22 protein-coding genes and 3 pseudogenes are annotated in these 26,719 nt (G+C 50.1%); 13 read left to right on the plus strand and 12 right to left on the minus strand.

From position 1 onward, the window contains the following. The first annotated feature begins 65 nt into the window (after positions 1-65). Positions 66-881, plus strand: a complete 816-nt coding sequence (locus KU854_RS15425) for an AraC family transcriptional regulator (RefSeq protein WP_218359345.1) — start codon at positions 66-68, stop codon at positions 879-881. Positions 882-950: 69 nt separating this feature from the next. Here the strand turns inward: KU854_RS15425 and KU854_RS15430 are convergent. The 5 genes and pseudogenes from KU854_RS15430 to KU854_RS15450 form a co-directional block, all read right to left on the minus strand. Next, positions 951-1,172 (minus strand): annotated as a pseudogene (locus KU854_RS15430) (hypothetical protein); the annotation flags it as partial. A 298-nt stretch (positions 1,173-1,470) separates the two neighbouring features. After that, the gene (locus tag KU854_RS15435) at positions 1,471-1,728 is read right to left on the minus strand and encodes a bacteriocin immunity protein (protein ID WP_218359346.1); all 258 of its coding nucleotides are present in this window, start codon (positions 1,726-1,728) and stop codon (positions 1,471-1,473) included. Position 1,729: 1 nt separating this feature from the next. Further along, entirely contained in the window at positions 1,730-2,011 is a 282-nt protein-coding gene (locus tag KU854_RS15440; protein WP_336245257.1) for a hypothetical protein, read from the minus strand. A gap of 168 nt (positions 2,012-2,179) precedes the next feature. After that, positions 2,180-2,697 (minus strand): annotated as a pseudogene (locus tag KU854_RS15445) (RNA methyltransferase). Positions 2,698-2,796: 99 nt separating this feature from the next. Further along, a pseudogene (locus KU854_RS15450) lies at positions 2,797-3,177 on the minus strand (SpoIIAA family protein). A 195-nt stretch (positions 3,178-3,372) separates the two neighbouring features. On the opposite strand from KU854_RS15450, the gene KU854_RS15455 reads away from it, so the two are divergent. Beyond that, positions 3,373-3,555, plus strand: a complete 183-nt coding sequence (locus tag KU854_RS15455) for a hypothetical protein (protein ID WP_218359348.1) — start codon at positions 3,373-3,375, stop codon at positions 3,553-3,555. A 173-nt stretch (positions 3,556-3,728) separates the two neighbouring features. On the opposite strand, the gene KU854_RS15460 is transcribed toward KU854_RS15455, so the two are convergent. After that, positions 3,729-4,007 (minus strand): hypothetical protein, encoded by a 279-nt coding sequence (locus tag KU854_RS15460; RefSeq protein ID WP_218359349.1) that lies wholly within the window; start codon positions 4,005-4,007, stop codon positions 3,729-3,731. Positions 4,008-4,019: 12 nt separating this feature from the next. Further along, positions 4,020-6,194, minus strand: coding sequence for a YccS family putative transporter (yccS, locus tag KU854_RS15465; protein ID WP_218359350.1), 2,175 nt, complete (start codon positions 6,192-6,194; stop codon positions 4,020-4,022). A gap of 200 nt (positions 6,195-6,394) precedes the next feature. On the opposite strand from yccS, the gene helD reads away from it, so the two are divergent. From helD to hflC, 5 genes are all read left to right on the plus strand, one after another. Next, a complete protein-coding gene (gene helD / locus KU854_RS15470; protein ID WP_218359351.1) occupies positions 6,395-8,479 on the plus strand; it encodes a DNA helicase IV in 2,085 nt (694 codons plus the stop codon). A gap of 556 nt (positions 8,480-9,035) precedes the next feature. Further along, the gene (locus tag KU854_RS15475) at positions 9,036-10,217 is read left to right on the plus strand and encodes an N-acetyltransferase DgcN family protein (RefSeq protein ID WP_255555587.1); all 1,182 of its coding nucleotides are present in this window, start codon (positions 9,036-9,038) and stop codon (positions 10,215-10,217) included. Further along, entirely contained in the window at positions 10,214-11,272 is a 1,059-nt protein-coding gene (locus tag KU854_RS15480) for an alanine/ornithine racemase family PLP-dependent enzyme (RefSeq protein WP_218359353.1), read from the plus strand. The genes KU854_RS15475 and KU854_RS15480 overlap by 4 nt, the downstream gene beginning before the upstream one ends. A 66-nt stretch (positions 11,273-11,338) precedes the next feature. Beyond that, positions 11,339-12,391, plus strand: a complete 1,053-nt coding sequence (hflK, locus tag KU854_RS15485) for an FtsH protease activity modulator HflK (RefSeq protein WP_218359354.1) — start codon at positions 11,339-11,341, stop codon at positions 12,389-12,391. Beyond that, positions 12,388-13,386: a protease modulator HflC gene (gene hflC, locus KU854_RS15490; protein ID WP_218359355.1), complete on the plus strand. Its 999-nt coding sequence runs from the start codon at positions 12,388-12,390 to the stop codon at positions 13,384-13,386. Before hflK ends, hflC begins: the two co-directional genes overlap by 4 nt. Positions 13,387-13,594: 208 nt before the next feature. On the opposite strand, the gene KU854_RS15495 is transcribed toward hflC, so the two are convergent. Then, positions 13,595-15,040, minus strand: coding sequence for an HD-GYP domain-containing protein (locus KU854_RS15495; protein ID WP_218359356.1), 1,446 nt, complete (start codon positions 15,038-15,040; stop codon positions 13,595-13,597). Between the two features lie 19 nt (positions 15,041-15,059). Then, positions 15,060-15,551, minus strand: coding sequence for a hypothetical protein (locus KU854_RS15500; protein ID WP_255555588.1), 492 nt, complete (start codon positions 15,549-15,551; stop codon positions 15,060-15,062). Positions 15,552-15,938: 387 nt separating this feature from the next. On the opposite strand from KU854_RS15500, the gene KU854_RS15505 reads away from it, so the two are divergent. The 3 genes from KU854_RS15505 to KU854_RS15515 all read left to right on the plus strand — a co-directional run bounded on the left by KU854_RS15505 (position 15,939) and on the right by KU854_RS15515 (position 18,252). Continuing rightward, positions 15,939-16,688 carry a PilZ domain-containing protein gene (locus KU854_RS15505; protein ID WP_218359357.1) on the plus strand — a complete coding sequence of 250 codons (750 nt, stop codon included), beginning with the start codon at positions 15,939-15,941 and terminating at the stop codon, positions 16,686-16,688. Positions 16,689-16,844: 156 nt separating this feature from the next. Then, the gene (locus tag KU854_RS15510; protein WP_054778234.1) at positions 16,845-17,462 is read left to right on the plus strand and encodes a hypothetical protein; all 618 of its coding nucleotides are present in this window, start codon (positions 16,845-16,847) and stop codon (positions 17,460-17,462) included. A 55-nt stretch (positions 17,463-17,517) separates the two neighbouring features. Next, complete coding sequence (locus KU854_RS15515) at positions 17,518-18,252, plus strand: oxygen-binding di-iron domain-containing protein (protein WP_218359358.1); 735 nt, start codon at positions 17,518-17,520, stop codon at positions 18,250-18,252. A 56-nt stretch (positions 18,253-18,308) separates the two neighbouring features. Here KU854_RS15515 and KU854_RS15520 read toward each other — a convergent pair whose 3' ends face one another. Then, positions 18,309-18,719, minus strand: coding sequence for a BLUF domain-containing protein (locus tag KU854_RS15520; protein WP_218359359.1), 411 nt, complete (start codon positions 18,717-18,719; stop codon positions 18,309-18,311). A gap of 90 nt (positions 18,720-18,809) precedes the next feature. Next, positions 18,810-20,441 carry a VRR-NUC domain-containing protein gene (locus tag KU854_RS15525; protein WP_218359360.1) on the minus strand — a complete coding sequence of 544 codons (1,632 nt, stop codon included), beginning with the start codon at positions 20,439-20,441 and terminating at the stop codon, positions 18,810-18,812. A 55-nt stretch (positions 20,442-20,496) separates the two neighbouring features. Between KU854_RS15525 and KU854_RS15530 the strand changes: the two genes are divergently transcribed. The 3 genes from KU854_RS15530 (at position 20,497) to KU854_RS15540 (ending at position 25,801) form a co-directional block, all read left to right on the plus strand. Next, on the plus strand, positions 20,497-21,960 hold the full coding sequence (locus KU854_RS15530) for a phosphatase PAP2 family protein (RefSeq protein WP_418885864.1): 1,464 nt from the start codon (positions 20,497-20,499) through the stop codon (positions 21,958-21,960). A 181-nt stretch (positions 21,961-22,141) separates the two neighbouring features. Then, positions 22,142-25,195, plus strand: a complete 3,054-nt coding sequence (gene ydiJ, locus KU854_RS15535) for a D-2-hydroxyglutarate dehydrogenase YdiJ (protein WP_218359362.1) — start codon at positions 22,142-22,144, stop codon at positions 25,193-25,195. A 162-nt stretch (positions 25,196-25,357) separates the two neighbouring features. Beyond that, complete coding sequence (locus KU854_RS15540; RefSeq protein WP_218359363.1) at positions 25,358-25,801, plus strand: VOC family protein; 444 nt, start codon at positions 25,358-25,360, stop codon at positions 25,799-25,801. A gap of 39 nt (positions 25,802-25,840) precedes the next feature. On the opposite strand, the gene aqpZ is transcribed toward KU854_RS15540, so the two are convergent. Beyond that, positions 25,841-26,533, minus strand: a complete 693-nt coding sequence (gene aqpZ / locus KU854_RS15545) for an aquaporin Z (protein WP_218359364.1) — start codon at positions 26,531-26,533, stop codon at positions 25,841-25,843. Positions 26,534-26,719: the final 186 nt, after the last annotated feature.

Consider the following 26,719-nt stretch of genomic DNA (forward strand, 5'->3'; position numbering starts at 1 on the left):
CTACGAGAAAGTATATGTGCTGTGATAACGTTGTTTGGACATTAAATAATGAAAAGTGGCCAAATATGGATCGCCAAAAACCGCGTGAAGATTGTGATTACAGTGAGTGGCGGGAGGGAGCAGAATTAATTGCCCGAAACTGGTCACATGCCCGCGATGAAAGGGTTTCTCGCGCGCAGCGACCTTATGTGAGCCACAATCATCATCGAGGACAGTTAATATGTATTGATGAAGGATTGATACAGGTTAATACCGAGGAAGGGACTTGGCTGCTGCCGCCTCACCGCGCAGGATGGATACCGCCAGACGCCGTGCACAGTGTCTATTTTCATGGTTCGCTGAAAGGTTGGTCACTGTTATTTGCTCCTTCTGTCTGTCACGAACTACCCAATGCTCCCTGCGTGATTGCAATGAATGATGTCCTCAAAGTCCTGTCACACCGTGTGTTGGGTTGGAGTAAAGTGGCTGAATTATCCCCAGAGCAATCACGAATGCTCAGCGTTATTCTTGATGAAATCAGCAGGGCTCCTCACGAAGATCTTTACTTCCCTTTACCAAAGGATCCAAGGTTACAAAAGATCGCCCAGTCGATGCTGAATGAACCTGCAAACACACAATCGGTGGAACACTGGGCAAGCATCGGTGCCATGTCATCGAGAACACTCAGGCGGCTGGTCAGGACTGAACTAAATATGACCTTTAACATGTGGCGACAACAGATACAGTTGATCCAAGCAATGGAAATGCTGGCGCGAGGGAAGTCTGTCGGAGATGTTTCATTTGCTTTGGGGTACGCGACGCCGAGCAACTTTATTGCCATGTTTCGCAAAGTCTACGGTGAATCTCCCGCGCGCTATTTTTCCAGGCACCGGGCAGATTAAATGTGCATGATGTCGTTTTGCTGGCAGAAGGAAACATCAAAACCAACACCGTCATGCCTTTTATGTTCGCTATGCACAATCCTGATTGGGTATGTGTTCTGCTTTTACTCGCAAGCGATTCCGGTTGTCCCGGCTTCGCTTAATCAACTCATCACCCTGTACCATATCGTCTGATTTCGCCAACCGGTCATACAGCAGAACGTTGACGGTGGCGGCGAGGTTCATACAGCCAACAGTAGGCACGTAGACGACATGATCGGCTCTGTCGGCAATCGCCTGTGGAATGGCACCTTTTTTCGAAGGTGTAGTCAGTGTGGGTGAGCCGCATTCTGTATCGTGGGATTCAGGCTATATGTGGAAGTAGAGTAAAGGCCGACGGTTGGCGGCTTTCGTGTGTTTGGGCTCTTTGTATTTCCCTTTATCCAAGTGGCAAGTTAGATGGAGAGCTTCGAAGTATTTGGGACATTTACCCTTGTCGTGGAAGTGGAAAAATGGTCTTGGTTCTTCCCCCTTTTTAAGGGGGAAGTTAGATGGGGGTTTTGGCTCGTGCCAGAATAAATCGGCGTGGCACGATAGATAGAACGTTTATTTAGCGGTCTTTGAAGCCAGGTAAGCCCTCTGAGACTCTCCATTCCTTCACAATACGAACGATATTCTCAGGGGTGCCATCTTCTTCTGCTTCAGGGTAGTAAATGAGGTCAGAGCCGTCTGGGTGCTCACTGATTTCTTCAAAGTGCTCGATAAGTTCATCAAGCAGATCGTCAGTTTCTGCTACGTTTTCTAAAAATATTTGTTCTAGCAGGGCCAAAAATTCTGCTTCAGTGTAATCCGATATCGAGTTTTTCATTTCATCCTGCTTTGTGTATGTCTATGTGATTTTTGGGAGTGTTAACTCTTACGTTGTCGACATCGTAAACTTTACCACCATGCTGAATTTCCTCTACGTGGTGTAATTCATACGATGTTCTCTTACCTGCTTTATCTTTTTTTCTTACTTTCGGCGCTTTACCTACTTTCATGCGGTTGTGATTTTGGGTACTAAACTGGTTTAAAAGTTGTTCATCTTTAGACACTTCAATCCAAAACGCTTCTCTGAATTTATCAAAGCTAGAGAATTCGCGCCCCCGCATTTTGTCTGTGTAGTGGCCTAATGAACCCGGACACTATTTTAGGTTTTGGGGCAATACTGAGCTTGGTGTATTCCCCATCTTTGCCTTGCGTCTGAAAGTGGGAAACAACCGAGAGCTAAAAAGATAAGACCGTCATGCGACGGCCTTATTGGTATCCGGTTGGGCGGTTTATGCCATCTCGGTGCAAGCCTTTACCTTTAAGCGGTTCCGGTTGTCGCGGCTTCGCTTAATCAACTCATCACCCTGTACCATATCGTCTGATTTCGCCAAACGGTCATACAGCAGAACGTTGACGGTGGCGGCGAGGTTCATACAGCCAACAGTCGGCACGTAGACGACATGATCGGCTCTGTCGGCAATAGCCTGTGGAATGGAGCCATCTTCCGGGCCAAAGATATAGATCGCTTTTTCCGGATGCTCAAAGTAAGGCAATGGCGTCGCGCCCAGCGCCAGTTCGACACAAACCACCTTTGTATCGGTTGGCAAATCATCAAGCACACATTCGACATTCATTAAAGGGATGTTATCCACCATGGTTTTTGTGTCCGTGGTGAATTTCATTGCGCGATCGTAACGCACTATGTCACAGCGTCTGCCTGATAACAGCCTGCAGCGCGCATAACTGCGCCGACGTTTTCAGGGCTCTTAGGGTTAATTAAACCAATTACGGTGCGTGACTCTTTCATCGGGTGTCTCTGTTACGTTTTGGGCAATAGCGCGAAAGGGCGGCATTCTAGCAAATGCCGCGGATGATTGGCATCTTCAAGGCGGGCGTTATTTCCGGCTTAGCTGATCAGCCAGTTAACAGCATCATCATGCGAGGTGAATGAACGGATATCACCATGAACAAACCAGCTACCTACTTTGGCCGCCAAATCCTGCCATTCGTGTTTGCCGTAAATAGCAATCTTGTCAAAGCTTGGGGCGTGGGTAAGGCCGAGCTTGAAATCATCCCACGCCGCGCGAAGCTCCCAGCCTTCAAATTCAGTGGCATCAAAGAGCACCTTTACGCGGGGTTCATTGACTTTCACAAGCGCGGCTTCAAGCAGTGACACCATGCGCTCGTAATCTTCGTGGGTCAGTTTGCCCGATGCTTATATCGAAACAAAAAACTCATTTCTGGCTCTGTCTAAGCCAATTGAAAGCCCGTGCTTGCTCATATCCAACCTCCTGTTTACGTATGTTTTTCAACGCACAGGGGTCAGGCAAGGTGCAACCCCAAGTAAAAGCAACGCTTACATTGAGTGAGGCAAATTTGCAGGTTTAATTTTGTTGATCTTATGTTGCACTTTTAACAGGTGCGCAATGCGTCTGAAAGCCCTAATGTTAGTAGCACGTAGACCACACCGGAGAGTGACGTTATGAAAGTACTCATTGAATACATCCAAGCGGATAAATACAGGGACCAAGCGTGGGAAGCCAAAACACACAGAATGAAAGGGGAAGTCCAGGCGGTGACGCCGTCTTACGCCTTTCAGTTGATCTCCCAGAAAAAAGCGAGTCTCGTTACTTCTGAAGAAGCGCAGATCATTATTCTTCCGTGATGGTTGCACGGAGAGTTGTCATTCCGCTGACAGGTTGCATGCTCCAGGCGGGTGATGACGCAAGGCGGACGTGCTCCAATAATACCCAGGGCTTCGTTTTGTAAGGGTGTCCGACAGCAATACCCCCCTCTTATGGCCCAAAGAGGGGTTTTAACTTTCGGCTCACACTGGTTTTAGCCTGAATGTTCATCGTCTGTTTCTCTCGAAAACCCCTCCTCTTCAAAGCAGGCCACCGCGGCTTTGTATTCTTCGATGAGTGCTTCCAGATCGCCGCCTTTAAAATTGGCGATACGGTTCGCGGTATCGTCAACCCCGCATTTTTCCAGTAAATCAATAATCCGCTGATCTGAGACGGTGTTGCCATTCTCATCCACCCATTTTGATGGCGTTTGCGGGTTGGCATTCACCGACCCGAATGTGAGTAATAGCAAAGGAAGCATCAGTTTTCTCATCAAACAAATCTCCTAGGCTTTGGAGCTTTTCAATGCTTTTGCCGCCAGTTCATTGGTCAGCTCGTGCATTTCAGGCAGCATCCGGTGGATAAGATGAAGTTGCTGCAACACCATACGTGCGGAGGTGCTCTCTTCTTCACGCCAGCGTTCCAAATGCTTACCGAGCGCGGCATCCAGACAAGGCTTTTCTGTCGGTGACGTGCCGTCGAGGTTGGCAATCAGGCAGTCCAGCTCTTCATGAATTCCACGGTGCGCTTTGGAAACCAGCTCATGGATACTGTCGTCATCCATTTGCATCCGGTGCGCGCCAAGCGCCGAGATATAGCTCAGCATGGCGTGGTTCAGGCACAGGAAGCGAAAACTTTCGTCAGTTGCAGTGCGGTAACGTCCCGGTTCGGCGAGCATGTTACTGATCGCCGTGGTCAGCTGTGCATCATTATTGTGGGCGTTGCGGCGTGCCACGCGGTAAGCCATATTGTCGCGCTTGCCAATGCGGTACTGGCCGATAATTTGTGCCAGATAATCGCGGTTGGCAGACACAGCGTCTTTCATGATCCCCCGCAGGCGGTGGGCTTGCCAGTCTGGCAGGATATAGCGCACGGCAAGGACAGAAAGCGCACAGCCGACGATAGTATCCCCAAGCCTTGGTAACATCACATCGAAACCTTCCCCGAGCTGGTTAAAACACATCAACACCAGCAGGGTGATAAAGGCGGTCGCCATAGCGTAATGGGTGGTACGGAATGCGAAGAAAAGCACCCCGAACAACACCATCAAAACAAGCTGTCCGGTTAAGTCCGGGAACAAGGTCAACAATGGCAAACCTGCCAGCAGACCCACAAGGGTGCCGGAAATACGCTGGGTCAGCTTGCTGCGTGTCGCCGAGTAGTTGGCCTGACACACAAACAGAATGGTCAGCAAAATCCAGTAGCCACGTTGAAGCTCGAAACCCTGGATGATGCCGTAGCCAACAGCAAGCGTCAGGCTCAGGCGCACCGCGTGGCGGAACAGCAGGGATTTCGGTGTCATTTGCGCCCAGATGCGCGCCGCTTTTTCCCTTAGGCTGTGGGCGTCATAGTCGGCGATTTCTTTGTCTTCTTCGCCTTGTGTCAGTTCAGGGTTGCTGATGTTGAATAGCTGGCGTTCAACGGTGGCAAGGTTCCTGAACAGGTACTCCAGCTGACTGACCAGGGGTTTCCATGCCGGGTTTTCCTGCGCCTTGATATATTCAAGCGATTCATACAGTTCATCCAGCGCTTTAACGCTGTCTTGCCCATGTTGATAAGGCTGTGACAGGGTCAGGCAATGGGAGACTTCCATACAGGCTTTGGCCTGCAGGCGCAGCAGGCGCTGCAAACGGAACATCACGTCGCTGTGGTAAAACACCTCAGCCAGTTCCTGATAACGGTAGTGGGAGGAATTCGCCCGCTCATGAATATCCTGTGCGAGGAAATAGATTTTCAGCAGTTGGCTGTTGGTGTCGCTGAGCCTGCCGCCGCGCACGCGGTTCAGCAGGGTCGCTTTGGCGATATTCAGCGCGCTGACGACCTTGGCGTTTTCCCGGGCATCTTGCAGGCGCAATGGCTGGGGTTGCAGGTCGCGCGCTGGGTGGAACATATCAGACTTTTGCTCGAGATAAGCCGACAGGGATTTAAACACTTCTGCAAGGCTTTGCTGTACCGGTTGCAGCGGCCAAAGCATCAGCCAGACCAGCGAAATCACGCCATACCAAGCGGCACCGGCCAACAGCAGTGAAGGTTGGTACCAGATATTCTCAGAGGCATGCGCTCCCAGCATGGTGTAAACGGCGATAAGCAAAGACGCGAAGGCGATGCTGGCATAGCGTGGCCCAATAGCGCCCAGCATGATAAAGCCGAAGGTAGAGGCCATCAGTCCTGCGACAAACAGCAGGGGATAATTGAACAGCAGTTCAATGGAAAACGTGGCGACGGCAAAACAGAAAAGGGTGGTGAGAAGGGCAGAAAGCCTGCCGGAAAAGTTGTCGTCTGTTTCAGCCAGAGCCGAGGCGATAATGCCCAGCACCAAGGGAGTGATTGCCTGGGAATTGTCATACCACCAACAGGGAACAGCGACACCGACCAGCGCGATAAAAACACGCACACTGTAGTTAATCCGGCTGTTGGCCCAGTATTCCCGAAAAGTAAGAGAAGTTCGCTTGGAAATCATGACGACACTGATAGAGAAGGAATGTGGCTAAGATAGCAGAATCCGATCGGCTTCCAAGGGACGAGATCAAAAAGCGGTGGCTTTTCGCGTGTCAAAACAGTCAATCCCGTGCTTTTGCTGCCTTTTCATTCACATGGGTAAGCGAATCCAGCCCGAAATTGGTATGCTCTCCCTTCACTTATTACCACAAGACGTTATTCATGAAGCTAGTCGCCAACCGCATCGCACAATGGTTTGTTCAGGGGGCACATTACAGTGTCATGCTGGATGAGCATTGTCTGGTCTTTGAGTCCAAATCAATGAAGGAAACCGTGCCGTTTTCGATTTGGGACGGCCAGTGCCGGTTGTCGCGCGGTTTGTTGTGGGGCAGGTTGACGTTTGTGGTGTCGCCACTGGATGCGCCAGCGCGGAGTATCACTATATATGGTCTGCCATGGCGTGGATTGAAAGCCTTTACGGAATCACTGACAGAAGCGTATCAGGCATGGCTGGGCAAACAGCAAGGCCGCTTCAAAATGTTGGAGCCAGACTTTTTCGCATTGCGTGATGAGCTGGCAGAGCACAATGGCTTTCTGCGCCATGATGATTTGGTGAAGTGGCAGCAAAAAGTGGATGCCCTGTTCGCCAAAAACCAGATCCACCCGCAGGTGATGTCTAGCGCCAATCCGGCGCTTTACAACGCCATTTTTGGCTGGATGCAAAACAGCGAAGCAACGCGCAGCGCCCGCAACGCGGCGTGGCGTGAATCTGAGCTGGAACGCTGGAAAGTGTGGTTTGATGGCATCGAATCCTCGCCGCTTAATCTATCGCAACGTGAAGCGGTGTTGATGGATGACAATCATAACCTGCTGCTGGCGGGCGCCGGGTCGGGCAAAACCAGCGTTTTGATGGCGAGGGCACAGTATCTGGTTGCGTCCGGGCAAACCCTGCCAGAGCGAATTCTTATGCTCGCGTTTGGCAAAAAAGCCAGTGAGGAAATGTCCGAACGTTTGCAAAAGGCCGGGCTGAAAAATGTCGATGTCTCGACGTTTCACGCCTTGGCATTGAAAGTGATTAAAACCCTGACGGGGCAACATCCGACTATTTCGCCGCTGGCAACGGATGAGGAAAGCAAAACCAGCTGGATCACGCTCTGGCTGGCCGAAAACCTTGCCCAGCAAACCGTTGAAAAACGTTGGCTAAAACACCTTGGCGAGTGGTCAATTCCGGGGTTGAATGCCGACTCCCCGTTAAGCGGACAAGCCCATTCGGCAAAGTTGCACAAATGGTTGTGGCGACAATTGGATATCCTGCTTCAGCAACCCCAATCCGCTTCTGCACTCAAAGCCATGGTGAAAGGGGATGCCCAGGCAGAGAGTGAGTATGCCCTGATTTCACCGATTGTGCGCAGTTACCAGAATACGCTGAAAGAGGAGAAGGCTTACGATTTCCATGGCCTGATCCGCGAAGCGACCAAGCTACTTTCCAAGAAAAGTGCGACGTTTGGCGCGCAGTTTGACCACATTATGGTGGACGAGTACCAGGATATTTCCCCATCCCGTCTGACAATGTTGGAAGCCCTGTGCGGCGGGCAGCGTGATCGCGCACCGGCATTGTTTGCAGTCGGTGATGACTGGCAGGCGATATTCCGTTTTGCTGGTGCAGATGTCAGTCTGACGACCGATTTCCTGACCCGTTTCCCGCACGGCAATATCCGGTATCTGGACACCACTTATCGCTTCCACTCCCAAATCGGCGCAGTGGCAAATCCGTTTGTGCAAGTAAACCCAAAGCAATTGAGTAAACCGCTCAATAGCGTGAAAGTGCAGAAGAAAAAAGCGGTTCATCTGATGCCTTCAGAATCACTGGAGGATGTTTTGGCAACCATCGCCAAAGGTGCAACTGGCGAGCTGCAAACTGTGATGGTTATTGGCCGAAATCACGCCAACCGCCCAGAGCGCTTTTCAAAGTGGCAGGAAGCCTACCCGAACCTGTCACTGAATTTTGTCACCGCCCACGCCAGCAAAGGTCTGGAAGCGGATTATGTTTGCATTGTTGATGTGAACGACGGTGTATTCCCATCGCGTTCAACGGCCGTGGGTATGGAGGCGGCGCTGCTCAGGAGTGATGAAGAAACGCCTCATTCGGAAGAACGCCGCCTGTTTTATGTCGCCCTGACCCGCGCCAAAAAAGAGTGCTGGATATTCACCAATCCGGAAAAGCCTTCGCCATTTGTGGTTGAGCTTTGGCAGGGTGGCTATCCGGTCACCAGTAAAATCCCGAAAAAGGCGCTGGTGGCAGTGTGAAGCGGCGTATTACTTTTCCTAGGGTGAAAAGGGGCAATAGTGAATTGGCGGTCGCGCTCAAAGCTGTTGACTTCGGAAAAGTTATAATTGGGGAACCTCGGATTTTCATTAGTAGGGCTGATAGGCCTAAAACCTATGCTTGCGCGCTATCAGTCAAGAGGTCAAAACATCGATATGCAGATTTCGACCATTGCCAGATTTCACCTATCCATTGAAGCATCTGTTTGACTAGCATAGATAGTGATATTGAACGAGGGGTGTTTGTCTGACCAAACTAAGGCTGTAATACTCCTCGCACCGAAACCGTCTTAATGGTCTCCAATTTCTCAGCCAACAGGCAATGCCGACCACGGTGAGTTGCCTGTCACTTTGAACAATGTCTTGCTAGTGAGGCAAACTCAACTTGCATGATTCAAGAGCCGCACTGGTTAAATTAGTGTGCTACTGTTTATATTCCCCCATCGCTTAGTGGGGACCTCTTGTACCCTCCCGAAATGACGCATCGGCCTGCACTCGTCGCCCCCTAAGCCTAAACCCAACAAGGCTTATTATGTCCATGTTATCGCTCCCCGAGCCCCCCGAGACTGACACGCTTGACGTTCAACTGGTAAAACAGTTTTCGAAATTGTACTTAATCCAATCAGGGTACGAAACGTTGCCCACGGCCATTGTTTACTGCGAGGCGAACTTTGGAAAAATTGACGGGAAAACTGCAAACGGCCTTGTTCGCCTTTCCCCAAATTTCCGTATCCTAGCGGTGATAGATAGCGAGAAATCAGGCTTAGATTCTGGCTATGTGCTCGATGGTGAGTGCAACGGCATTCCAGTTTGTGCCAGTCTGAAGGACGCAATTGACAATGCCGGTGGCATCCCCGATTACTTCATTTTTGGTTTGGCACCATCAAGTGGCATGTATTCAGAATCTGAGAAATCACTCATCCTTTATGCAATGCGACTAGGTATGAATATTGTGAACGGTTTGCATGAGTTTCTAAATGATGACCCTGTTTTCATTTCTTCTTCCGAAACCCTCAATGTCACCATTCTTGATATTCGAAAACCTCATGCGAAGAAAGACTTACAAACGTTTAGCGGGATCATTCATCGGGTTGGCTGCCCTCGAATCCTTGTGGCAGGCACTGACTGTGCGATCGGGAAGCGCACCACAGCGACAATCTTAGCCAATGCGTTGCGTGAGCGCGGCCTGAATGTTGTGCTCATTGCAACAGGACAAACTGGCATCATGCAAGGTGCACGCTATGGTGTTGTTATGGATGCCGTGCCATCGCAATTCTGCGCGGGTGAGCTGGAGTCACTCATTGTGGGTGCATATGAAACCGAGCAACCTGACGTCATTATCATAGAAGGGCAAGGTGCACTCAGTCACCCCGCCTTCACCACGAGTGCTGCTATTCTTCGGGGCTGTGCACCAAATGGGGTCATATTGCAACATGCTCCTAGCAGGGCACATCGAAGTGATTTTGAAAACATGCCGATGCCTTCAGTTCATTCAGAAATCGACCTCATTGAGCTATTTGGTGAAGTTCCGGTGCTGGGTATCACGCTTAATCATGAAGGAATGAGTGCGCATGACATCGAAGAAACAATCAAGGAGTATCACAAGGAGTTTGAACTGCCTGTGACAGATGCTCTCTCTCTGCCTGCTGAGCGTTTATGCCAGATGGTCTTCAATACCTTTCCTGCGCTAAATAAACAGCTTCCAAGTATCACGCAATGATATCCCCCCGATTGGAGATACATTGCCAAAAACTTAAGCACAACGCGCAACGCTTAATAGGAAGACTCTCTCAGCTTGGCATATCAGCCACCCCTGTGATGAAGGTGACTCAAGGGGATCCCCATTTGGCGAAGCTATTTATCGAAGCTGGGGCAACTATGCTGGCGGATTCCCGCATCGATAACATTGAAAGAATGCGTAGTGCAGGCATTCATGTGCCCATTCTGCTAATGCGTACGCCAATGTTAAGTCAGGTCGAGCGAGTCGTCGAACACTGTGAAATTAGCTTGAATACGGAGATAGCGGTGATACATGCCTTGTCGCTGGCGGCAGAAAGGACAGGGCGAACCCATGGCGTGATCATCATGGTTGAATTAGGGGACTTACGTGAAGGGGTCATGCCCAATCTACTAGAAAAGGTGATGAGATATACCCTGAGCCAGCCCAATATTACGCTTGAAGGGATAGGCGCAAATTTAATGTGTCGTCATGGCGTCTCGCCGGATAAAGAAAAAATGTCGCGTTTGTCTGAGTTGGTACAGGCTTTGGAAACCATTTTGTCTGTTTCACTCCCTGTCATTTCGGGCGGAAACTCAGCGAATCTTCTCTGGGCAATGGGTGAGTATAAAGCCAGTCGGGTTAATCACTTGAGGCTAGGAGAAGCTATTTTCCTTGGAAGAGAAACGCTCAAGCAAACAAGGATGATGGATCTACATGTGGATGTTTTCTCGCTCTATGCCGAAGTCATTGAAGTAAATAGAAAGCCTTCTCTACCCTGGGGAGAAATACGTAACAATGCCTTTGGCGAATATAAGAAATGTCATGATCGAGGAGAGGTCAATCAAGCGATACTCGCCATTGGCCGACAAGACGTTTACCCACAAGGGCTCACACCGCCAAAAGGCATCAAGCTGCAAGATGCGAGCAGTGACCATCTTATTGTAGAAACCACCGATGATTCTTTGTGCGTGGGAGAAGAGGTGGCATTTTCTCTGGATTATGCTGCTCTCCTTTCTGCCATGACATCGCCCTACATAACGAAGGTTTATGCGTAATACATACCAATATTTGGTCTTTAGGCTAACAGCACTCATTCAAGTCAATGAACGGAGGGTCTAAAAATGCCTAACAACAATCAACCATCCAATAATCCTTGGGGTGGGAATAAATCGCCCCCTGATCTCAACGAATTTATCGAAAAGATACGCAATGTTAAAAAGTTACTTCCCGGAGGTAACCCATTTAATTTCGGCATTATTCTGATTGTGTTGCTTATCGCTTTATTAATAAAAAGCGCCATATATACCGTGCCTAGCGATTCTGTGGCTGTCGTTCAACGGTTTGGTGAATATGTATATACGGTCTTGCCGGGTTTGCATTTCAAACTTCCCCTTGGTATCGACTCGGTCGAAATTGTTCCAGTAAAGCGTCAACTCAAACAGGAATTCGGTTTTTCCACACCAGAAGCAAATAACCCCTACCAAAGTGCCCGGCTCTTCGACCAAGTGAGAGAAACGCAAATGGTGACGGGCGATCTGAACGCCGCTTTGGTCGAATGGGTTGTGCAGTATCGCATTTCAGACCCCGTTAAGTTTCTGTTTGAAGTACGGCAACCGAGCGCAACGTTACGTTATGTCTCTGAATCGGTGATGCGCGAGGTCGTTGGCGATAGAACCGTTGATGAAGTGATTACCGTTGGGCGGCAGGATATTGAATCAGAAGCACTGATAAAAATGCAGGAGCTATCCAGAAAATATGAGATGGGGTTTAGCATCGACCAAGTGCAATTGAAAAACATTAACCCCCCAGTTCCGGTTCAAGCGTCTTTTAATGAAGTAAATCAGGCGCAACAAGAAAAAGAAAAGTTAATCAATGAAGCCCGCAGGGATTACAACAAAATCATTCCCCTTGCTCTGGGTGAAAAAGACCAACAGATCCGGCAAGCCGATGGTTACCGGTTAAAACGCATTAACGAAGCAGAAGGTGACGTTTCTCGATTCAACGCGCTCTATGCGGAATATCTTAAAGCGCCAGCGGTAACTAAACGAAGGGTCTATATCGAAACCATGCAGTCTGTACTGCCAAAAATTGATGGCAAAATCATCATTGATACCAACTTGGAAGCGATTTTGCCGCTGCTCAACATTAAAGACAGACAGGGAGAGGGACAATGAAAGTCAAAACCGTTGGGGGAGTCGTCGCCCTTATCTCTGTCGTGGCGCTGGTCTTATACAGTGCGCTTTACACGGTAGATGAAGTGGAACAAGTGATCATCACGCAGTTTGGGAAGCCCGTCGGTTCACCCGTGGTAACGCCGGGTTTAAACATCAAGGTGCCATTCATACAGAAAGTCAATGTGGTTGAAAAACGGGTGCTGGAGTGGGATGGCGCCCCTTCTGATATGCCAACAAAAGATAAGCTTTATATCTCTGTTGAATTATTTGCCCGATGGAAAATCGTCGACCCGCTGCAGTACTACCTTCGCCTTAGAGATGAGCGCAGTGCCCAATCGAGGCTTGATGACATACTCGGCAGCGAAACCCGAAATGCGATTGCAAAACATGAATTGATAGAGGTGATCCGCACAACGAAAGACAGAGTGCCAGTGCGAGACGGGTTAATAGGGGACATGGAAGAGACGATAAAAATTGGCACGCTTGTGCCTATTTACAAGGGAAGGAAGCGGGTTGAAGAAGAGATCTTTGCCTCGGCAGCCCAAAAAATACAGGTATTTGGTATTGAGCTGCTTGATATCCGCTTCAAACGCATTAATTACAATGAAAGTGTCCGTCCAAAAATCTATGAACGCATGATCAGTGAGCGTCGCCAGATCGCTGAACGTTTTTTGTCTGAAGGTAACGGCGAGTCAGCAAGAATCCGTGGTGACCGGGTGAGAGAGCTGGACAAGATTCAGTCTGAAGCTTATCGCGAAGTGGAAGAGATCAGAGGGGTGGCGGACGCTAAAGCCGCCGAGATCTACTCACGGGCATACAATCAAAGTGATGAGGCGGTTGAGTTTTTCGAGTTTGTCAGAACATTAAGGTCATACGACGCTGTTTTTTCCGACAATACGTCGGTCATCCTCTCGACCGATGGGGCACTATTTCGTTTTCTGAATGGCTTTGAGACACTTTCGTCGCAGAACAAGACCCTCCAATTAGAAGAGTGATACCTAGTAACCCACACAAATTTTGAATTTCAAGGAGGAAAGACGTCGCCTTTCTGAGCGGGCTGTGTAGTGGTCTAATGAAGCCGGACACTATTTTAGGTGGTAAAGTTGCCACCTGACTAAGAGCTGGAGGCGCATTTAGGTTTGGGGCAAAAAAACTAACCTAACAAACAGCAATTAAACACAAACGGAAACAATTGGGCGGATATCAAGCTGCTTTCATATCCGCATCCTGATATCTCTCTGCAATGTTCTGGAATATCCGCTCTGTAGCGAGGAAGGCATCTACAACATCGGGGTCGAAATGTCGGCCTCGGCCTTCAATAATAATGGTTCGTGCCTGCTCGTGATGGAATGCTGCGCGGTAAATGCGGGTCGAGATCAGGGCGTCATAGACATCTGCCAGCGCGACCAAACGGGCGGGGAAGGGAATTTCTTCTCCCGACAGCCCTTTTGGATAGCCTGAACCATCCCACTGTTCATGGTGGGATGCGGCCATTTCCTGTGCGAAACGCAAAAACCGGCTGCTTTCAATGTCGTTATTTGGCATTGAAAGGGCATCAGCACCGAGTTGAGCATGGGCTTTCATAACCGCATATTCATCGTCGTGGAGCTTTCCCGGCTTCAGGAAGATGGCGTCAGCGATGGCGAGTTTTCCAATGTCGTAAAGGGGCGTGGCACTTTGCAGTAAATCAATCGTTTCATCCGTCAGGAAGTCTGCAAATCTGTCTTGCTTTTTCAGCTCGTAGGCCAGCGTTTTGACGTATGCCTGTTTACGAAGGATATGAGCGGGAGAAGGATTTTCCCGAAGCGCTGCAAGGGCGGATATTCCAGTAATTGTGATGTCACGGGTGAGGCTAATTTCAGTAAAGCGTTCATTGAGTTTCTGGAACATCTGGTTGGTGTGAAAGGCAATGTCGCTCAGCTCTCCGGCATCGCCAACGGTAACGGGGTGATTGAAGTTTCCGTTTGCTGCAAGGGCAAGGGCGCTGCGTTGGCGCTCTACCTGTTCATTGACCAGTCCGGCGCTGTTTTTGGCAATCACAATGATGTAGCCAATCACCACCATCGCGACAAAGAAAAAGGCTTTTAGTATTGCGGTGATCTTTTCAGTCGCTGATTCTGCTATGGCGGTATTGACCAGTGATACTTCTTTGGTAACCACCAGGCCAAGCAGGGTGGTTAGCATGACGACCAGGAAAATCGCGGTGAGCCCCATTTGCGCCGACAGCGATTGGTAGCCTGGCGCACCTGTCTCTTCCCTGGACTGCTGCTTCATTTTGAAGCGGGTACAGCTGATTGAAAGGTCGAGGCTGATCACCATGCCAATCAAGATCAAACCAAACGCCACTTTAAGGCTGTTTTCAAACGGAAAGCCATACAACGCGGCGTACCAAAGCGCGAACCCAATACCACCGAGCGCGAAAATTGTCACATTGGAAGAGAAACAAGGTTCACTGTGTTTAATGGCCCGCACAACCAGACGGCAGAAATACAGGAAAATAAACACGGTTGCGGTGTGTAGCGCCAACACGGCAGTGGGCAGGGTGTCGAGAAACGGGCAGATAAGGTTTCCGTATGAGGTGAAAACCACGACACCAGCCAGATAATGCAGTGCGGGGCGCAGTTGCGACGGTGGCGATGTTTCAGTCATTCATGGCCTTTAGCGGGTGTCATGGCTGTTTAATCCCGCATTGCATTAAGGTGCGCTCGGCAATCATTTCAGTGACCAAAACATGATATTGGTAGGCGGTGCCACCCTGATGGATTTTGGTTTCCGGTTGTAGCAGGGCTTGTTTGGTTAACTGGCTGTAAGTGGAGAAGGTATCGGCGGAAGAGTCGCCAGTGACCGCCATGGCAATCTTGGTGCAGACCGAGAGATTATTCACTAGCGAAATCTGCATTGACTCTTCATTGGCATCACTGACTGTCATGACAGCGAAATAGTCGCCCTCACGAAGCCACAATTCGCCATTCGGCAGCGACATTTTCTCCCCGCCCTGTGTTTCACGCCAATTATCTTCAAACCCAAATTGCACCAGGGCCTGTTTCATTGTTGCTGTGGCAGGAAAATGTTGTGGTGCCATCTCGTTGTTGGCAATCGTGGCTGCAGTAAAAAAGGATGCGGCAAACAGTGAGATTGTTTGAATCAGGAATGCTTTCAATCAGAGTCTCCATTACTGATGCTTACTGCCAAGTGTAGACAGAATGCGACCAGTAAGCTGTGCAACTAAAGCCTAACAACCATTGCGTGATGTCACAAAATTTAATCATGCTTCTTATTATTGCGGTGAAATGCGGCGGCGGAATCTAAAGAAACCCTAAGAGAAACAATGTGAAAATTGGGCGCTTTATCAATAAGTGACGTGTAACTATCACATTGAATTAAAGTCACCTTTTGCCTATATGTTATTAGTATGAGTTTTAAATGTTGGTTCCTGATGTGCGCGTCAGTTGTAAATAAATCCAACAGTATTCGGATATCCTGTCGTTAACTTAAAACGTATCGGGACAATAAAGTACAGAAAAAGCATTACCGGCGAGGACGTTGGATGAACACAAATACCGCAGCTACGAAGAAGCCGCCGGCAAGACAGAGAGAACGCGTGATTATGGGGCTTCAGGCCATGGATTTTATCCAGCATGGTACCGAGGCTTCTTTGACGATTGTGACGCCCTTGGGGCAGAGGCTGGATTTCAAATCCAACTTCATCGGGTTTGACGACCAACAGCATATTTTTTTCACCATGCCCAGGCTGACGAAGCACGAGTATGAAGAGTTTCTGGTTGAAGGCTTCAATGCAGATATCGAAGGGATTTCAGAGCAGGGGGCAGGGGCGCTGGTTCGTTTCCGGACACGAATCGAACATGTTGTTTACCGTCCTGTCCATCTGCTGGTTTTCCCTGTACCACAACAGGCGAAACTGGTATTGCTGCGCAACGAGGTACGTTATGAACTCAGGCTGCCCGGTGACATTCAGCTGGCATCACGCAAATTGAGGGTAGTGCTGACGGATGTGTCTTCCGGTGGCTGTGGCTTCAGTTTTGATGCCATTTCACCGGAGTTCGATGTCGACCTGAAAATCGTGTTGGAAGTGGTGAATGGTACGTCTGGCGACACTTATGCCCTCAGTGGTGCAGTGAAAAACTGCCGTAAAAAACGCGGGCGGCAAAACTACGGCATGGTGTTTGATGAGCCGGGTAAAGCCAACTGTCGCCGTCTGCTCTCCAACCTTATCTATGACGGCACCAAATACGTGTTCAAGAACCCTAAAAAGGATCAAGCGCCGGGCACCAATTAACCTTCCTTTCCTAAGCACCGCAAGTCGGTGCTTTTTCTTGTTTGCATGCTGGAAAACCGCGCTGGTTCAAATGTTAAAGAAAAAATGTCTCATTTGTGAACAGCCCCATTTTGTTGTCTAAACTAATTAAAGACCTCAATAAAATCAGACAGATTTATGACAAACCTGAATTCTGACAACCACTTTGTTACCGCTGCGATTGTGGCTGCTGAGCTCTATAAAGCCAGAGAGATTGCCAATGATATTTCATTGACTGCGAGTAACGCGCGGGCACTGGCGTTGCGTGCAGGGCAGGGGGCGGCAGGGTTTCGCGCCATCACAGATTTTATCGACCAATTGGCCGAAACCACGGTGAAGACCTCGGACATTATCAACCTCAAAGCGGTAACGATAAGCCAGTTGGCAACGGTGACAGTGAGAAAGCGCCGTTCGATTGAGAGCTTTACCAAAGCGGCGAAGATGAGCAAAGACGCCGAATACGTCAGCAGCATTGCGGAACCTATAGAGAAGATCAAAGCTGAGTATGCGGTTGTACTGCGGGAATTTCACCGCGAGGTGCTGCAGCTTTCAGAGCACTTGGACAATCTGGCACGTGAAATCAAAACCGCGTCTGTGTTGTCGGCGATGTCCCGAGTGGAAGCTTCCCAGTCTGGGAAAAAATTTGAGGAAGGGCTAAACGTCGTCGCGGACAACGTTTCCAATGCTGCGGTACAGATCCAGCAGCATGTAATGTTGTCGCAGTCACTTTGTCGTGATTTAGCCGAAGAGTACTGAATCTTACGTATTTAAATAGTTATTGCGCAAATTAACGGTTGCGGAGACACCTTGCATGATCACAAGAGAAATTTATTCCGGCGAAACGCATCAATGGTTCATGTTTGGACGTGATCCTTCAAAACCGGAGAAAATCATTGATACCAACCAATACATGATTCGTACCTCCAAAAACGCATTGCTGATGGACCCTGGCGGTATCGAAATTTTCTCTGCCATGCTCGCTTCTGTTGTGAAGCAGGTGCCGATTGACCAAATCCACCATGTATTTGCCTCGCACCAGGATCCGGATATCATTTCCTCCCTGGGACTTTGGGACACTGCTTTATCAGAGGCGAAACTGCATGCGCCCTGGCTTTGGGAAGGGTTTATCCGCCACTTCGGCATGGAAAATATTGAGTATGCCCCGATTGCAGACGAAGGGGGCACTATCGTGTTAAACGGCGTGGAGGTAAGGTTTATTCCGGCTCACTACCTTCATGCTTCGGGCAACTACCATGTTTATGATCCGAAAGCCAAAATCCTTATGAGTGGTGATGTTGGCGCGGCACTTGAAGCGCCGGAAGCGCCGCTTGAAGTGGAAGACTTTGAGGAACATATTCCTAAAATGAAAGGCTTCCACCAACGCTGGATGCCTTCAAACAAAGCGAAAAATGATTGGATTGCCCGTGTGCGTGAGCTGGATATTGAAATGATTTGTCCGCAACATGGCCGGATATTTACCGGCGACAATGTTGGTAAATTCCTGAACTGGCTGGAAGCGTTGGAAGTCGGTGTTGCGGTGCGGTAGCCCAGGTCGTTTAGGTATATAACCAATGAAAAGAGCGTGCGTTGGGCACGCTTTTTTTATTCCCTGAAAACGAGCAATAGGTTCAGGGCTTCACCAGGGTCAACGTTTTCGTGTTCTACATCATCAAAAAAGCGGTTGAAACCCGCTAGGCGTGGGTCGTTCACATTGATGTGGTGGAAACCCATACTCCAGTTGCTGAATTGCCGCTCTGTGATGTTTTTTCGCATCAGTTCAACGATGGAATAGTGGCGCGGGTCGCGGCTGATGGTGTCAAACAGCGGGCCCAGAACCTCAGGTCTCCCTTCAATCACCTGAATAAAGTCCCCGTCTTTGTAGAGCAGCATGCCGGTTACACCAAGCCTTTCGTTTTTCGCCCGGATCGTCGCCAGCATTTCCGCGAACTCCTCATCGGAGAAAAGATGTTCTGCACTGCTGATATAGACTACCTGCTGCAATTCATCGCTCATGGGGGCTCCTGATGTATTACCCGTTTTTCTTTGCCTTTAAGTATGTATCAGATCTGAGCTTTTGCATGGTAAATCACTGGATTTATAGGTTTATCTCTCAGTGTTCTCTTTCACGAAAGTGACAGAAGCCTTGATGGATTGCCCATTGAGAAAGTTCAGCCAACGCACCTGGTGATGCTGCAATTTATCACCCGGGCCTTTCACCTCAACGAACTGGCACTCACTCCCTTTCACCATAAACAGGTCCGGATGACCTGAACGGTTGGCGCGACGGTCAAACAGCAGGCGTGAAAGACAGGATATGAGCTGGCGGGGAGTGATTGTCTCCAATGCTGCTTCCAGCAACGTCCTGTCTATCCATTGCCAGTTAACCCAGTCATTGGCGAGCCCGGATTTAGCATCATAAACGGCGAGCAAATCGAAATTCCCTGCCAAAAATTCCGCATTACGGGCTTCAATTAGCCTTTGCCGGGCAGCAAGAAATTCAGACGAATACATGTCCCTCGGCCCGCGCTGGAAGGGGTTGAGGAAAGCGCCGGGGATGGGGGCGAAAATAATGTCCCAATACAGTAAGCCAAACAGGGCATTGAGCAGGCAGTTTTCGGTATACCAGACTCGCCACCCTAACTGCGCATAGTGATGCGCGGTTTCAAGTTCTACCCGTTGGTTCAGCGCCAATGTGATGGTGTGTTGCTCAAACTGATCGACCGTTTTTTCCGGCGCTGAAATGGCAGTTTTCTTTGAAAGCTGGCGGGCAAGGCGGCAGGCGACATCATGCTCGTCTTCATTAAACGGGTTGCCTAGCATGTCGTTGACATAATTTGCTGCGTCCTCAAAAGCGCCTTGTTTTATCGCAATGCGCGCCAGACGCTCCCTTGCTGGTGGCAAGGTGGATTGTTGATAGAGCGCTTGCGCGTCATCCAGTTGTTCTTCGCGCTCCATGTCCCGCGCAATGTGGTTAGCCAGCCTCTCCCATTTGCGGGAAAGGGGTGACCAGTCGGGTTTGGGAGGGAGGGACGTGGCCAGTGCCAGGATACCTGCGCGGTTTTTTGCTTCAGCATACTGCCAGCAAAGGTCGGCAAGTTCAGAAAGTTTAAGCCAATTTTCTATTTGGTCTCTGTTAGTAAACAGTCTGTCCTCCTGCCTAAGTGTTACGCTCTCAAAGCGGTAGATGCCTAGGTCGTTTAACACAAATTGGCTGAGGTCCTGCCGTGAATTGCCAAAGTAAAGTAACAGGAATACTGGCATGACGTCGTGATGAACACATATGCATGGCGTGGTAAGCCGTGGTGTTTGTTCCGGCGTCAATGTGGCTGAAATACTCTCGACAATCTGCGGTTTTCGAAGGGTCGATTTCAGGTGCAGATGGGAAAAGAGCGACAACAGTTCCGGTTTGGTCAGCAAGGATGCCATAACGTCGAATGGAGGTTGGTGGCTAAGGCTGACCATTTTTGCGCGTTCGAGTGCAACCAGTGCAGCGTCGATATCTTCAATTTCGGCGTAGCTCAGCTTGTCGCGTCGAAACCAGTTGCCGGTTCGTGAAAGCAGTCGCACCAGCAAAAGCTTTGCACCGAGCGGCAGGGCAGAAAAGGTGGTAAGCCAATTGCGTTCAGCTTCGGTTAGTAAGTCTAAATACCTTGCTGCAATCGTGTTGGTAATTGACGTGAAATTATCGAGGTAGTAGTGCGGATGCAGCACTATCATTTCCTGTGACTGGCTCATGGCAACCTAAAATCATTAAACGCGCGTGAAAATTTTTTATGGGGATTTATTCGTTGTGAGCATACCACGACTCATTTCAGGGCTGTTCTTTCTTCTCTCATTCTCCGTTTGGTCGGCGGGGGAGGCATCCAATGCCATCAACAGTACTTTGCCTGTCAAGGCAGCGGATTGCTTAATTGTTGATGATCAAAAGAACATACTGATGATTGATGAAGCCATCAGCGGCCGCTATTCCATTCCCGGTGGCTCTATCATTGGCGATGAAACACCACAGCAGGCGGCAGTGCGCGAGGTATATGAAGAAACTGGCTTGCATGTGACGGTTGGAAAGCAGATAGCCCAGACCTACAACTCCGCCATTTTTAGCTGTGAAATCAAAACGCCGACGCCTTATTTTGTCGATTCCAGCGGAAGAAGGGTGGTCATGGCCTGGTCAGCCCCCCACTTTGGCAAAGAGGTGACCCGTGTTTTGCTAATGCCAGACAATAAAACCGTGCGCGACAATTACCGATTCCCCGAACACAAATGGATGTTCAGGATCTGGGTGCCTGAAGTGTCGCCAAGCGAATTTGTTCTCTCTCCGGGGGAGTCGGATGCGTTAACGCCGTTTTATCGTAGCCAGCTCGATTTCTTGCAATCACTGCATGTTTACCGTGCCCAAAGCCCCGTGTTTGCCATGGCCGTTAAAGCGGTTGTGGTATTGGGCAGCATTTTCTCACCTCTGTTTTTCCTGCTGACGCTGTCGTATATCCGCGCCTATCATGGTCACCGCGCTGCGTTGATTTATGGCGCAGGCTTGATGACGGTTTCCATCATTGTCTTATTGATGTCCACAGTTATTGAAGTGCCGCGCCCCTATTTTATCGACCCAGTATTTCGGGAACACAATACAGTGGGTTACACCCTGCCAAGTTCCATGGTGGCGTTGACGACGTTTTTCTTCAGCTGGCTTTTGATCAACTGGGACAAAGAAAAACACCCGAAAGGAAGAAAGCGCGTAATGTTGCTGTCCGCGGTCAGTGTGTTGTTGATCAGTGCCAAGGTGATGATTCACGGTGAGCACTATCCCTCGGATATTATTGTCGGCTTTGCTATCGGGCTGTTTTGCAGCGTAGGACTCCGCCAACTCAAGGACTGGCGGTTTGCTACCCGAAACCGTGCCCTGACATCAGCAAGGTTCTGGTTTCTGGCTTTTATCGCAGCGGCAATCATCGGGTTGGGGATTCATAAGCCGCACATTGTCTACCTGTCCGCCATCTGCCTTGGTACCTGGTGTGCGTTGATGTGGCTGAAAATATTCCCGACTTACGTATCCGCAGTCAGGCGACCGGCAAAGCTGACATTCTTGCTGATAGCCGGGTTTGGTACGCTGGCGATTGTTGTCCTGGATCATTATTTTTCCGCCAAATATGCCGTCAATGAAGTGATTGTGGCGATGAATTGTGCCGCCGCCTGGGCGGTAGCCGTGTGGGTGCTGGTGGTGACACCGAGGATCTTCCATCGCATGTCAAAACAATAAGATAATGGCTGAAATCTGGGCCAGAAAGTAGAGCGATTTCAGCCGGTTTTACGTGCAGCCTAGCAGGATTTCTTCTTTGAAGCAGGTCACGCCTGAGGTAAAGTGAATGCAGTCAATTTCAACTGCAATTAGCCAGTTGCCGTAAGGAATCACGGCGAGGGTACTGGCATCAGGGAGCAAGATGTTACCAGCACTTAACCATCAGCATACGCTAGACCCGGTTGTTAGCGCATTTCTCGACGCACTCAAATCTGCCGGATTCAAAGGGGATAGCGAAACCTCTTACGCCAGCCGACTGGCTGTCGCCACCGATAACTCTGTCTACCAGCTTCTACCACAAGCTGTTGTTTTTCCCACTTCAAATGAAGATCTCACGCTTATCGGTAAGGTAAGCAGCAAGCCTGAGTTTGCGTCTGTCCGCTTTTCTGCCCGCGGTGGCGGCACAGGTACCAATGGTCAATCGTTGACGCAGCACGTGGTGGTCGATCTTTCCCGCCACATGCGAAAAATTCTGGAAGTGAATGCTGAGGAAGGCTGGGTGCGTGTTCAGGCGGGTGTCGTCAAAGATGCCCTGAATGATGCTTTACGCCCACACGGCTTTTTCTTTTCGCCGGATCTGTCCACCAGTAACCGCGCTACCGTTGGCGGCATGATTAACACAGACGCTTCCGGCCAGGGCTCATTGCGCTATGGCAAAACGTCGGATCATGTGTTGTCGCTTAAGGCCATTCTGGCAGATGGTTCCATGCTGGACACTCAAGCCCTTTCATTTGATGACATCGATGCGATTAAGGGCGGTGACTTTGCTGCCCAGGCGATGCGCAAGGTATCGGCTATCTGCCGCGAAAAGCGCGACGAGATTGAGGCCAAGTTCCCGCCTCTGAACCGCTTCCTGACCGGTTACGATCTGAAAAACGCCTATAACCCTGAGCAGGACACCTTTGATATCGGCCGCGTGTTGTGTGGTGCAGAAGGTTCGCTTGGTTTTATTGCCGAAGCCAAACTCAATATCACGCCAATCCCGAAAGCGCGTACGTTGGTTAATATCAAATACGACAGCTTTGATTCTGCGCTTCGCAGTGCACCAGTGATGGTGGAAGCCAATGCCCTGTCGGTAGAAACCGTAGACTCCCGCGTACTGAACCTTGCCCGTGAAGACATTGTCTGGAACACAGTGAAAGATCTGCTGACAGACGTACCGGGCAAAGAGATGCTTGGCATCAATCTGGTGGAATTTGCAGGAAACGATGTTCAGGAAGTGGCTGATCAGGTCGCGTCACTCTGCAAGCGTCTGGATACGCTGGTGGAAGAGGGCGGCCAAGGTGTGATTGGTTATCAGGTTTGCACCGAACTGGCTTCCATCAACAAAATCTACAACATGCGCAAAAAGGCCGTTGGCCTGTTGGGCGCAACCAAAGGGGCGGCAAAACCGGTCGCCTTCACCGAAGATACCTGTGTGCCACCGGAAAACCTCGCTGACTTTATTGTCGAATTCCGCGCGTTACTGGACAGCCACAAGCTCGATTACGGCATGTTCGGCCATGTTGACGCGGGCGTGTTGCACGTACGTCCTGCCCTTGACCTCTGCGACCCGAAACAAGAACTACTGATGAAAACCCTCTCTGACGACGTCGTAGCGCTGGTTGCCAAATACGGCGGCTTGATGTGGGGTGAGCACGGGAAAGGGTTCCGCTCTGAATACGGTCCCGCTTTCTTTGGTGAGTCCCTGTTTAATGAACTGAGGAAAGTGAAAGCGGCGTTTGACCCCCAAAACCGCATGAATCCCGGCAAGATCTGTACGCCCATTGACAGCACTGACGAGCTGGTCAAAGTCGATGGAGTAAAACGCGGCGCGTATGATCGCCAGATCCCGGTGACAACCCGCGACAGCTTTAAGCAGGCGATGGAATGTAACGGCAATGGCTTGTGTTTTAACTACGACACCAGTTCACCAATGTGTCCGTCGATGAAGATCAGCTACGACCGCCGCCATTCACCAAAAGGCCGTGCAGGTATTGTACGCGAATGGCTGCGCTTGCTGGCAGAGCAAGGCGTTGACCCTGTCACCATGGAAAAAGAGCTGATGGAAAGCACGCCATCAGTCCGTCAGATTTTCGCGCGTTTTAAAAACACCTGGCTTGCAAAAAAAGACGATTACGACTTCTCCCACGAAGTGATGGAAGCCATGAACGGGTGTCTGGCGTGTAAAGCCTGTGCGACCCAGTGTCCAATCAAAGTCGATGTGCCAAGTTTCCGTTCGCGCTTTATTAATCTCTACTACAGCCGGTACCAGCGCCCGGTGAAAGACTATCTGGTCGCCAACATCGAAGGCATGTTGCCTTGGATGGCGAAAGCCCCGGTGCTGGTAAATGCGGTTACCCAGCCTAAATGGGCGCAGACCGTCACAGAAAAAACCATTGGCTACGTGGATACACCGGCGTTATCGGTGCCGACGCTGGCAGAATCGTTGGATGGTCACCACGCACTCCGGTTCGATCTGGCATGGCTTCAGGCATTGAGCAGCGATGAACGTGCGCGCTATGTCCTGATCGTGCAGGATCCGTTCACCAGCTTCTATGAAGCCGATGTGGTGAAAGACATGATCGCATTGGCGGAAAAGCTGGGTAAAAAGCCGATGCTGGTGCCGTTCAAGCCCAATGGTAAAGCGCAGCACATCAAAGGCTTTTTGAAGAAGTTTGCCCGTACCGCGAAAAACACTGCGGATTTCCTGAATCAACTGGCGGCTCTTAACATCCCTATGGTGGGCGTCGATCCGGCACTGGTGCTTTGTTACCGCGATGAATACAACGAAGTGCTGGGCGACAATCGGGGTGATTTCACGGTACTGACTGCCCATGAGTGGTTGCTCGATGTCATTAAAACCGTACCGGAGAAACAAACGGCTGACACTGATGCCTGGTACCTGTTCGCACACTGTACCGAGAAAACCAAACTCCCGAATGCAGAAGCCGAATGGGGACGTATTTTTGGACATTTTGGTGCGACACTGAACGTGGTTGCCGTGGGTTGCTGTGGCATGGCAGGAACATACGGTCATGAGTCCGACAAGCTGGAAAACTCCAAAGGTATTTATGCCTTGAGCTGGCAGCCGAACCTTGAAGCGCTGCCACCGTCACGTTGCATGGCGACAGGCTATTCCTGCCGCAGTCAGGTGAAGCGTCTGGAACACCGGAAAATGAAACACCCGGTTCAGGTGCTTTTGAAGCTGGCTTAGTGGTTACTGCAATCTCCCCCTTTAGAGGCGCATCATGCGCCTCTTTCTTTTCCCGAGCATTTTTGAGTAGATATCTTTGATTCCGTCTTAATAGTTGGGCGGGGAAAGTGGCGGCTCCTGATAGTCTTTTCTAAATAGAAGCTGAGTGGAAAGGAGTCAGTCATGAGCACGCTTCAGCCACATGTTACGTTTCATGGTGTGTGCCGGGAGGCACTCGCGTTTTACGAACAGTCTCTGAATGGAAAGACCACCAAACTGGCGACCTTTGATGAGTCGCCGGTTGAGTTTCCCGCGCATACCCTGGCAAGGGTCATGCACGCAGAATTCATATCACCGGAAGTCACTTTTTATGCGTCGGACGGGTTGGATGACTCCCTGTCGCAGGGGTCGGGCGATGTCGCATTTCACGTCACATTTGGCGATGAACGCCGACAATCAGAGGTTTTTTCTGCACTTTCTGAGATGGGGCAGGTGGTGATGCCGTTGGATTACACGTTTTGGAAAGTGCGCTTCGGGATGGTCACGGACAAATACGGTATCCGCTGGATGCTCAGTTGTCCGGCTGCGGAAGAAGATTGGAAAGACGAAGACGACAGTGAAGACTAAAAGAGAGCCCCGATATTTCGGGGCTTTTTATGCGAAGGGTTATTCGTCATCCGGGCTTAGCCAGCGATAAACGATGCCTGCCAGGAAAGCACCAATCATCGGAGCCACCCAGAACAGCCAAAGCTGGGAGAGTGCCCAGTCACCGACAATCAGTGCAGGACCGGTACTGCGGGCAGGGTTAACCGAGGCATTGGTGATTGGCACACTGATAAGGTGAACAAGAACCAAAGCCAAACCGATAGCAAGTCCTGCAAAACCCGGACTAGAGAGCTTATGTGTTGCTCCAAGAATAACGATAAGGAACATGAAGGTGGTGAGAATTTCTGTCAGCAAGGCGGAGAGAAGGTTGTAACCACCAGGAGAGTGTTCGCCGTAGCCGTTTGATGCCAAACCACCGGATAAATCAAACCCGGGGGCGCCGCTGGCAATAATGTACACCACGTAGGCACCGACAATTGCGCCGGCTACCTGCACAACTATGTAGGGGATAAGTTCGGCAGTCGGGAATCGCCCGCCAGCCCATAACCCGAAGGATACAGCGGGGTTGAGGTGACAACCTGAGATATGGCCGATGGCATAAGCCATGGTGACAACAGTGAGGCCGAAGGCGATGGCAACACCAAGAAAGCCAATGCCGAGTTCAGGGAACGCTGCCGCGAAAACAGCGCTGCCGCATCCGCCCAGAACCAGCCAGAAGGTGCCGATAAACTCGGCAGTTAGTTTTTTAACCATGTCAGTTATTCCTAATCACTAATATAAGGCCCTGAACCCACGCAATAGTTGGAATACGGATTCAGTGTGAGGCATAGCTGTTTGCCGGGGTGGAACTTTTTAATTCAGACAAACGTACCTTTGACTGAGGCGGGCTGATATGCGTCACGTGCCATGAGTGAGAACAAAGCGTAAAAGCGCAGAGGT

This window comes from Enterovibrio paralichthyis, assembly GCF_019209835.1.
GTDB lineage: Bacteria > Pseudomonadota > Gammaproteobacteria > Enterobacterales > Vibrionaceae > Enterovibrio > Enterovibrio paralichthyis.

What these genes read in the sequence shown, in the direction of transcription:
- KU854_RS15425 (WP_218359345.1), top strand. Translation starts at nt 66, where the DNA reads ATGGATCGCCAAAAACCGCGTGAAGATTGTGATTACAGTGAGTGGCGG.
- KU854_RS15435 (WP_218359346.1), bottom strand. Translation starts at nt 1,728, where the DNA reads ATGAAAAACTCGATATCGGATTACACTGAAGCAGAATTTTTGGCCCTG.
- KU854_RS15440 (WP_336245257.1), bottom strand. Translation starts at nt 2,011, where the DNA reads ATGCGGGGGCGCGAATTCTCTAGCTTTGATAAATTCAGAGAAGCGTTT.
- KU854_RS15455 (WP_218359348.1), top strand. Translation starts at nt 3,373, where the DNA reads ATGAAAGTACTCATTGAATACATCCAAGCGGATAAATACAGGGACCAA.
- KU854_RS15460 (WP_218359349.1), bottom strand. Translation starts at nt 4,007, where the DNA reads ATGAGAAAACTGATGCTTCCTTTGCTATTACTCACATTCGGGTCGGTG.
- yccS (WP_218359350.1), bottom strand. Translation starts at nt 6,194, where the DNA reads ATGATTTCCAAGCGAACTTCTCTTACTTTTCGGGAATACTGGGCCAAC.
- helD (WP_218359351.1), top strand. Translation starts at nt 6,395, where the DNA reads ATGAAGCTAGTCGCCAACCGCATCGCACAATGGTTTGTTCAGGGGGCA.
- KU854_RS15475 (WP_255555587.1), top strand. Translation starts at nt 9,036, where the DNA reads ATGTTATCGCTCCCCGAGCCCCCCGAGACTGACACGCTTGACGTTCAA.
- KU854_RS15480 (WP_218359353.1), top strand. Translation starts at nt 10,214, where the DNA reads ATGATATCCCCCCGATTGGAGATACATTGCCAAAAACTTAAGCACAAC.
- hflK (WP_218359354.1), top strand. Translation starts at nt 11,339, where the DNA reads ATGCCTAACAACAATCAACCATCCAATAATCCTTGGGGTGGGAATAAA.
- hflC (WP_218359355.1), top strand. Translation starts at nt 12,388, where the DNA reads ATGAAAGTCAAAACCGTTGGGGGAGTCGTCGCCCTTATCTCTGTCGTG.
- KU854_RS15495 (WP_218359356.1), bottom strand. Translation starts at nt 15,040, where the DNA reads ATGACTGAAACATCGCCACCGTCGCAACTGCGCCCCGCACTGCATTAT.
- KU854_RS15505 (WP_218359357.1), top strand. Translation starts at nt 15,939, where the DNA reads ATGAACACAAATACCGCAGCTACGAAGAAGCCGCCGGCAAGACAGAGA.
- KU854_RS15510 (WP_054778234.1), top strand. Translation starts at nt 16,845, where the DNA reads ATGACAAACCTGAATTCTGACAACCACTTTGTTACCGCTGCGATTGTG.
- KU854_RS15515 (WP_218359358.1), top strand. Translation starts at nt 17,518, where the DNA reads ATGATCACAAGAGAAATTTATTCCGGCGAAACGCATCAATGGTTCATG.
- KU854_RS15520 (WP_218359359.1), bottom strand. Translation starts at nt 18,719, where the DNA reads ATGAGCGATGAATTGCAGCAGGTAGTCTATATCAGCAGTGCAGAACAT.
- KU854_RS15525 (WP_218359360.1), bottom strand. Translation starts at nt 20,441, where the DNA reads ATGAGCCAGTCACAGGAAATGATAGTGCTGCATCCGCACTACTACCTC.
- ydiJ (WP_218359362.1), top strand. Translation starts at nt 22,142, where the DNA reads ATGTTACCAGCACTTAACCATCAGCATACGCTAGACCCGGTTGTTAGC.
- KU854_RS15540 (WP_218359363.1), top strand. Translation starts at nt 25,358, where the DNA reads ATGAGCACGCTTCAGCCACATGTTACGTTTCATGGTGTGTGCCGGGAG.
- aqpZ (WP_218359364.1), bottom strand. Translation starts at nt 26,533, where the DNA reads ATGGTTAAAAAACTAACTGCCGAGTTTATCGGCACCTTCTGGCTGGTT.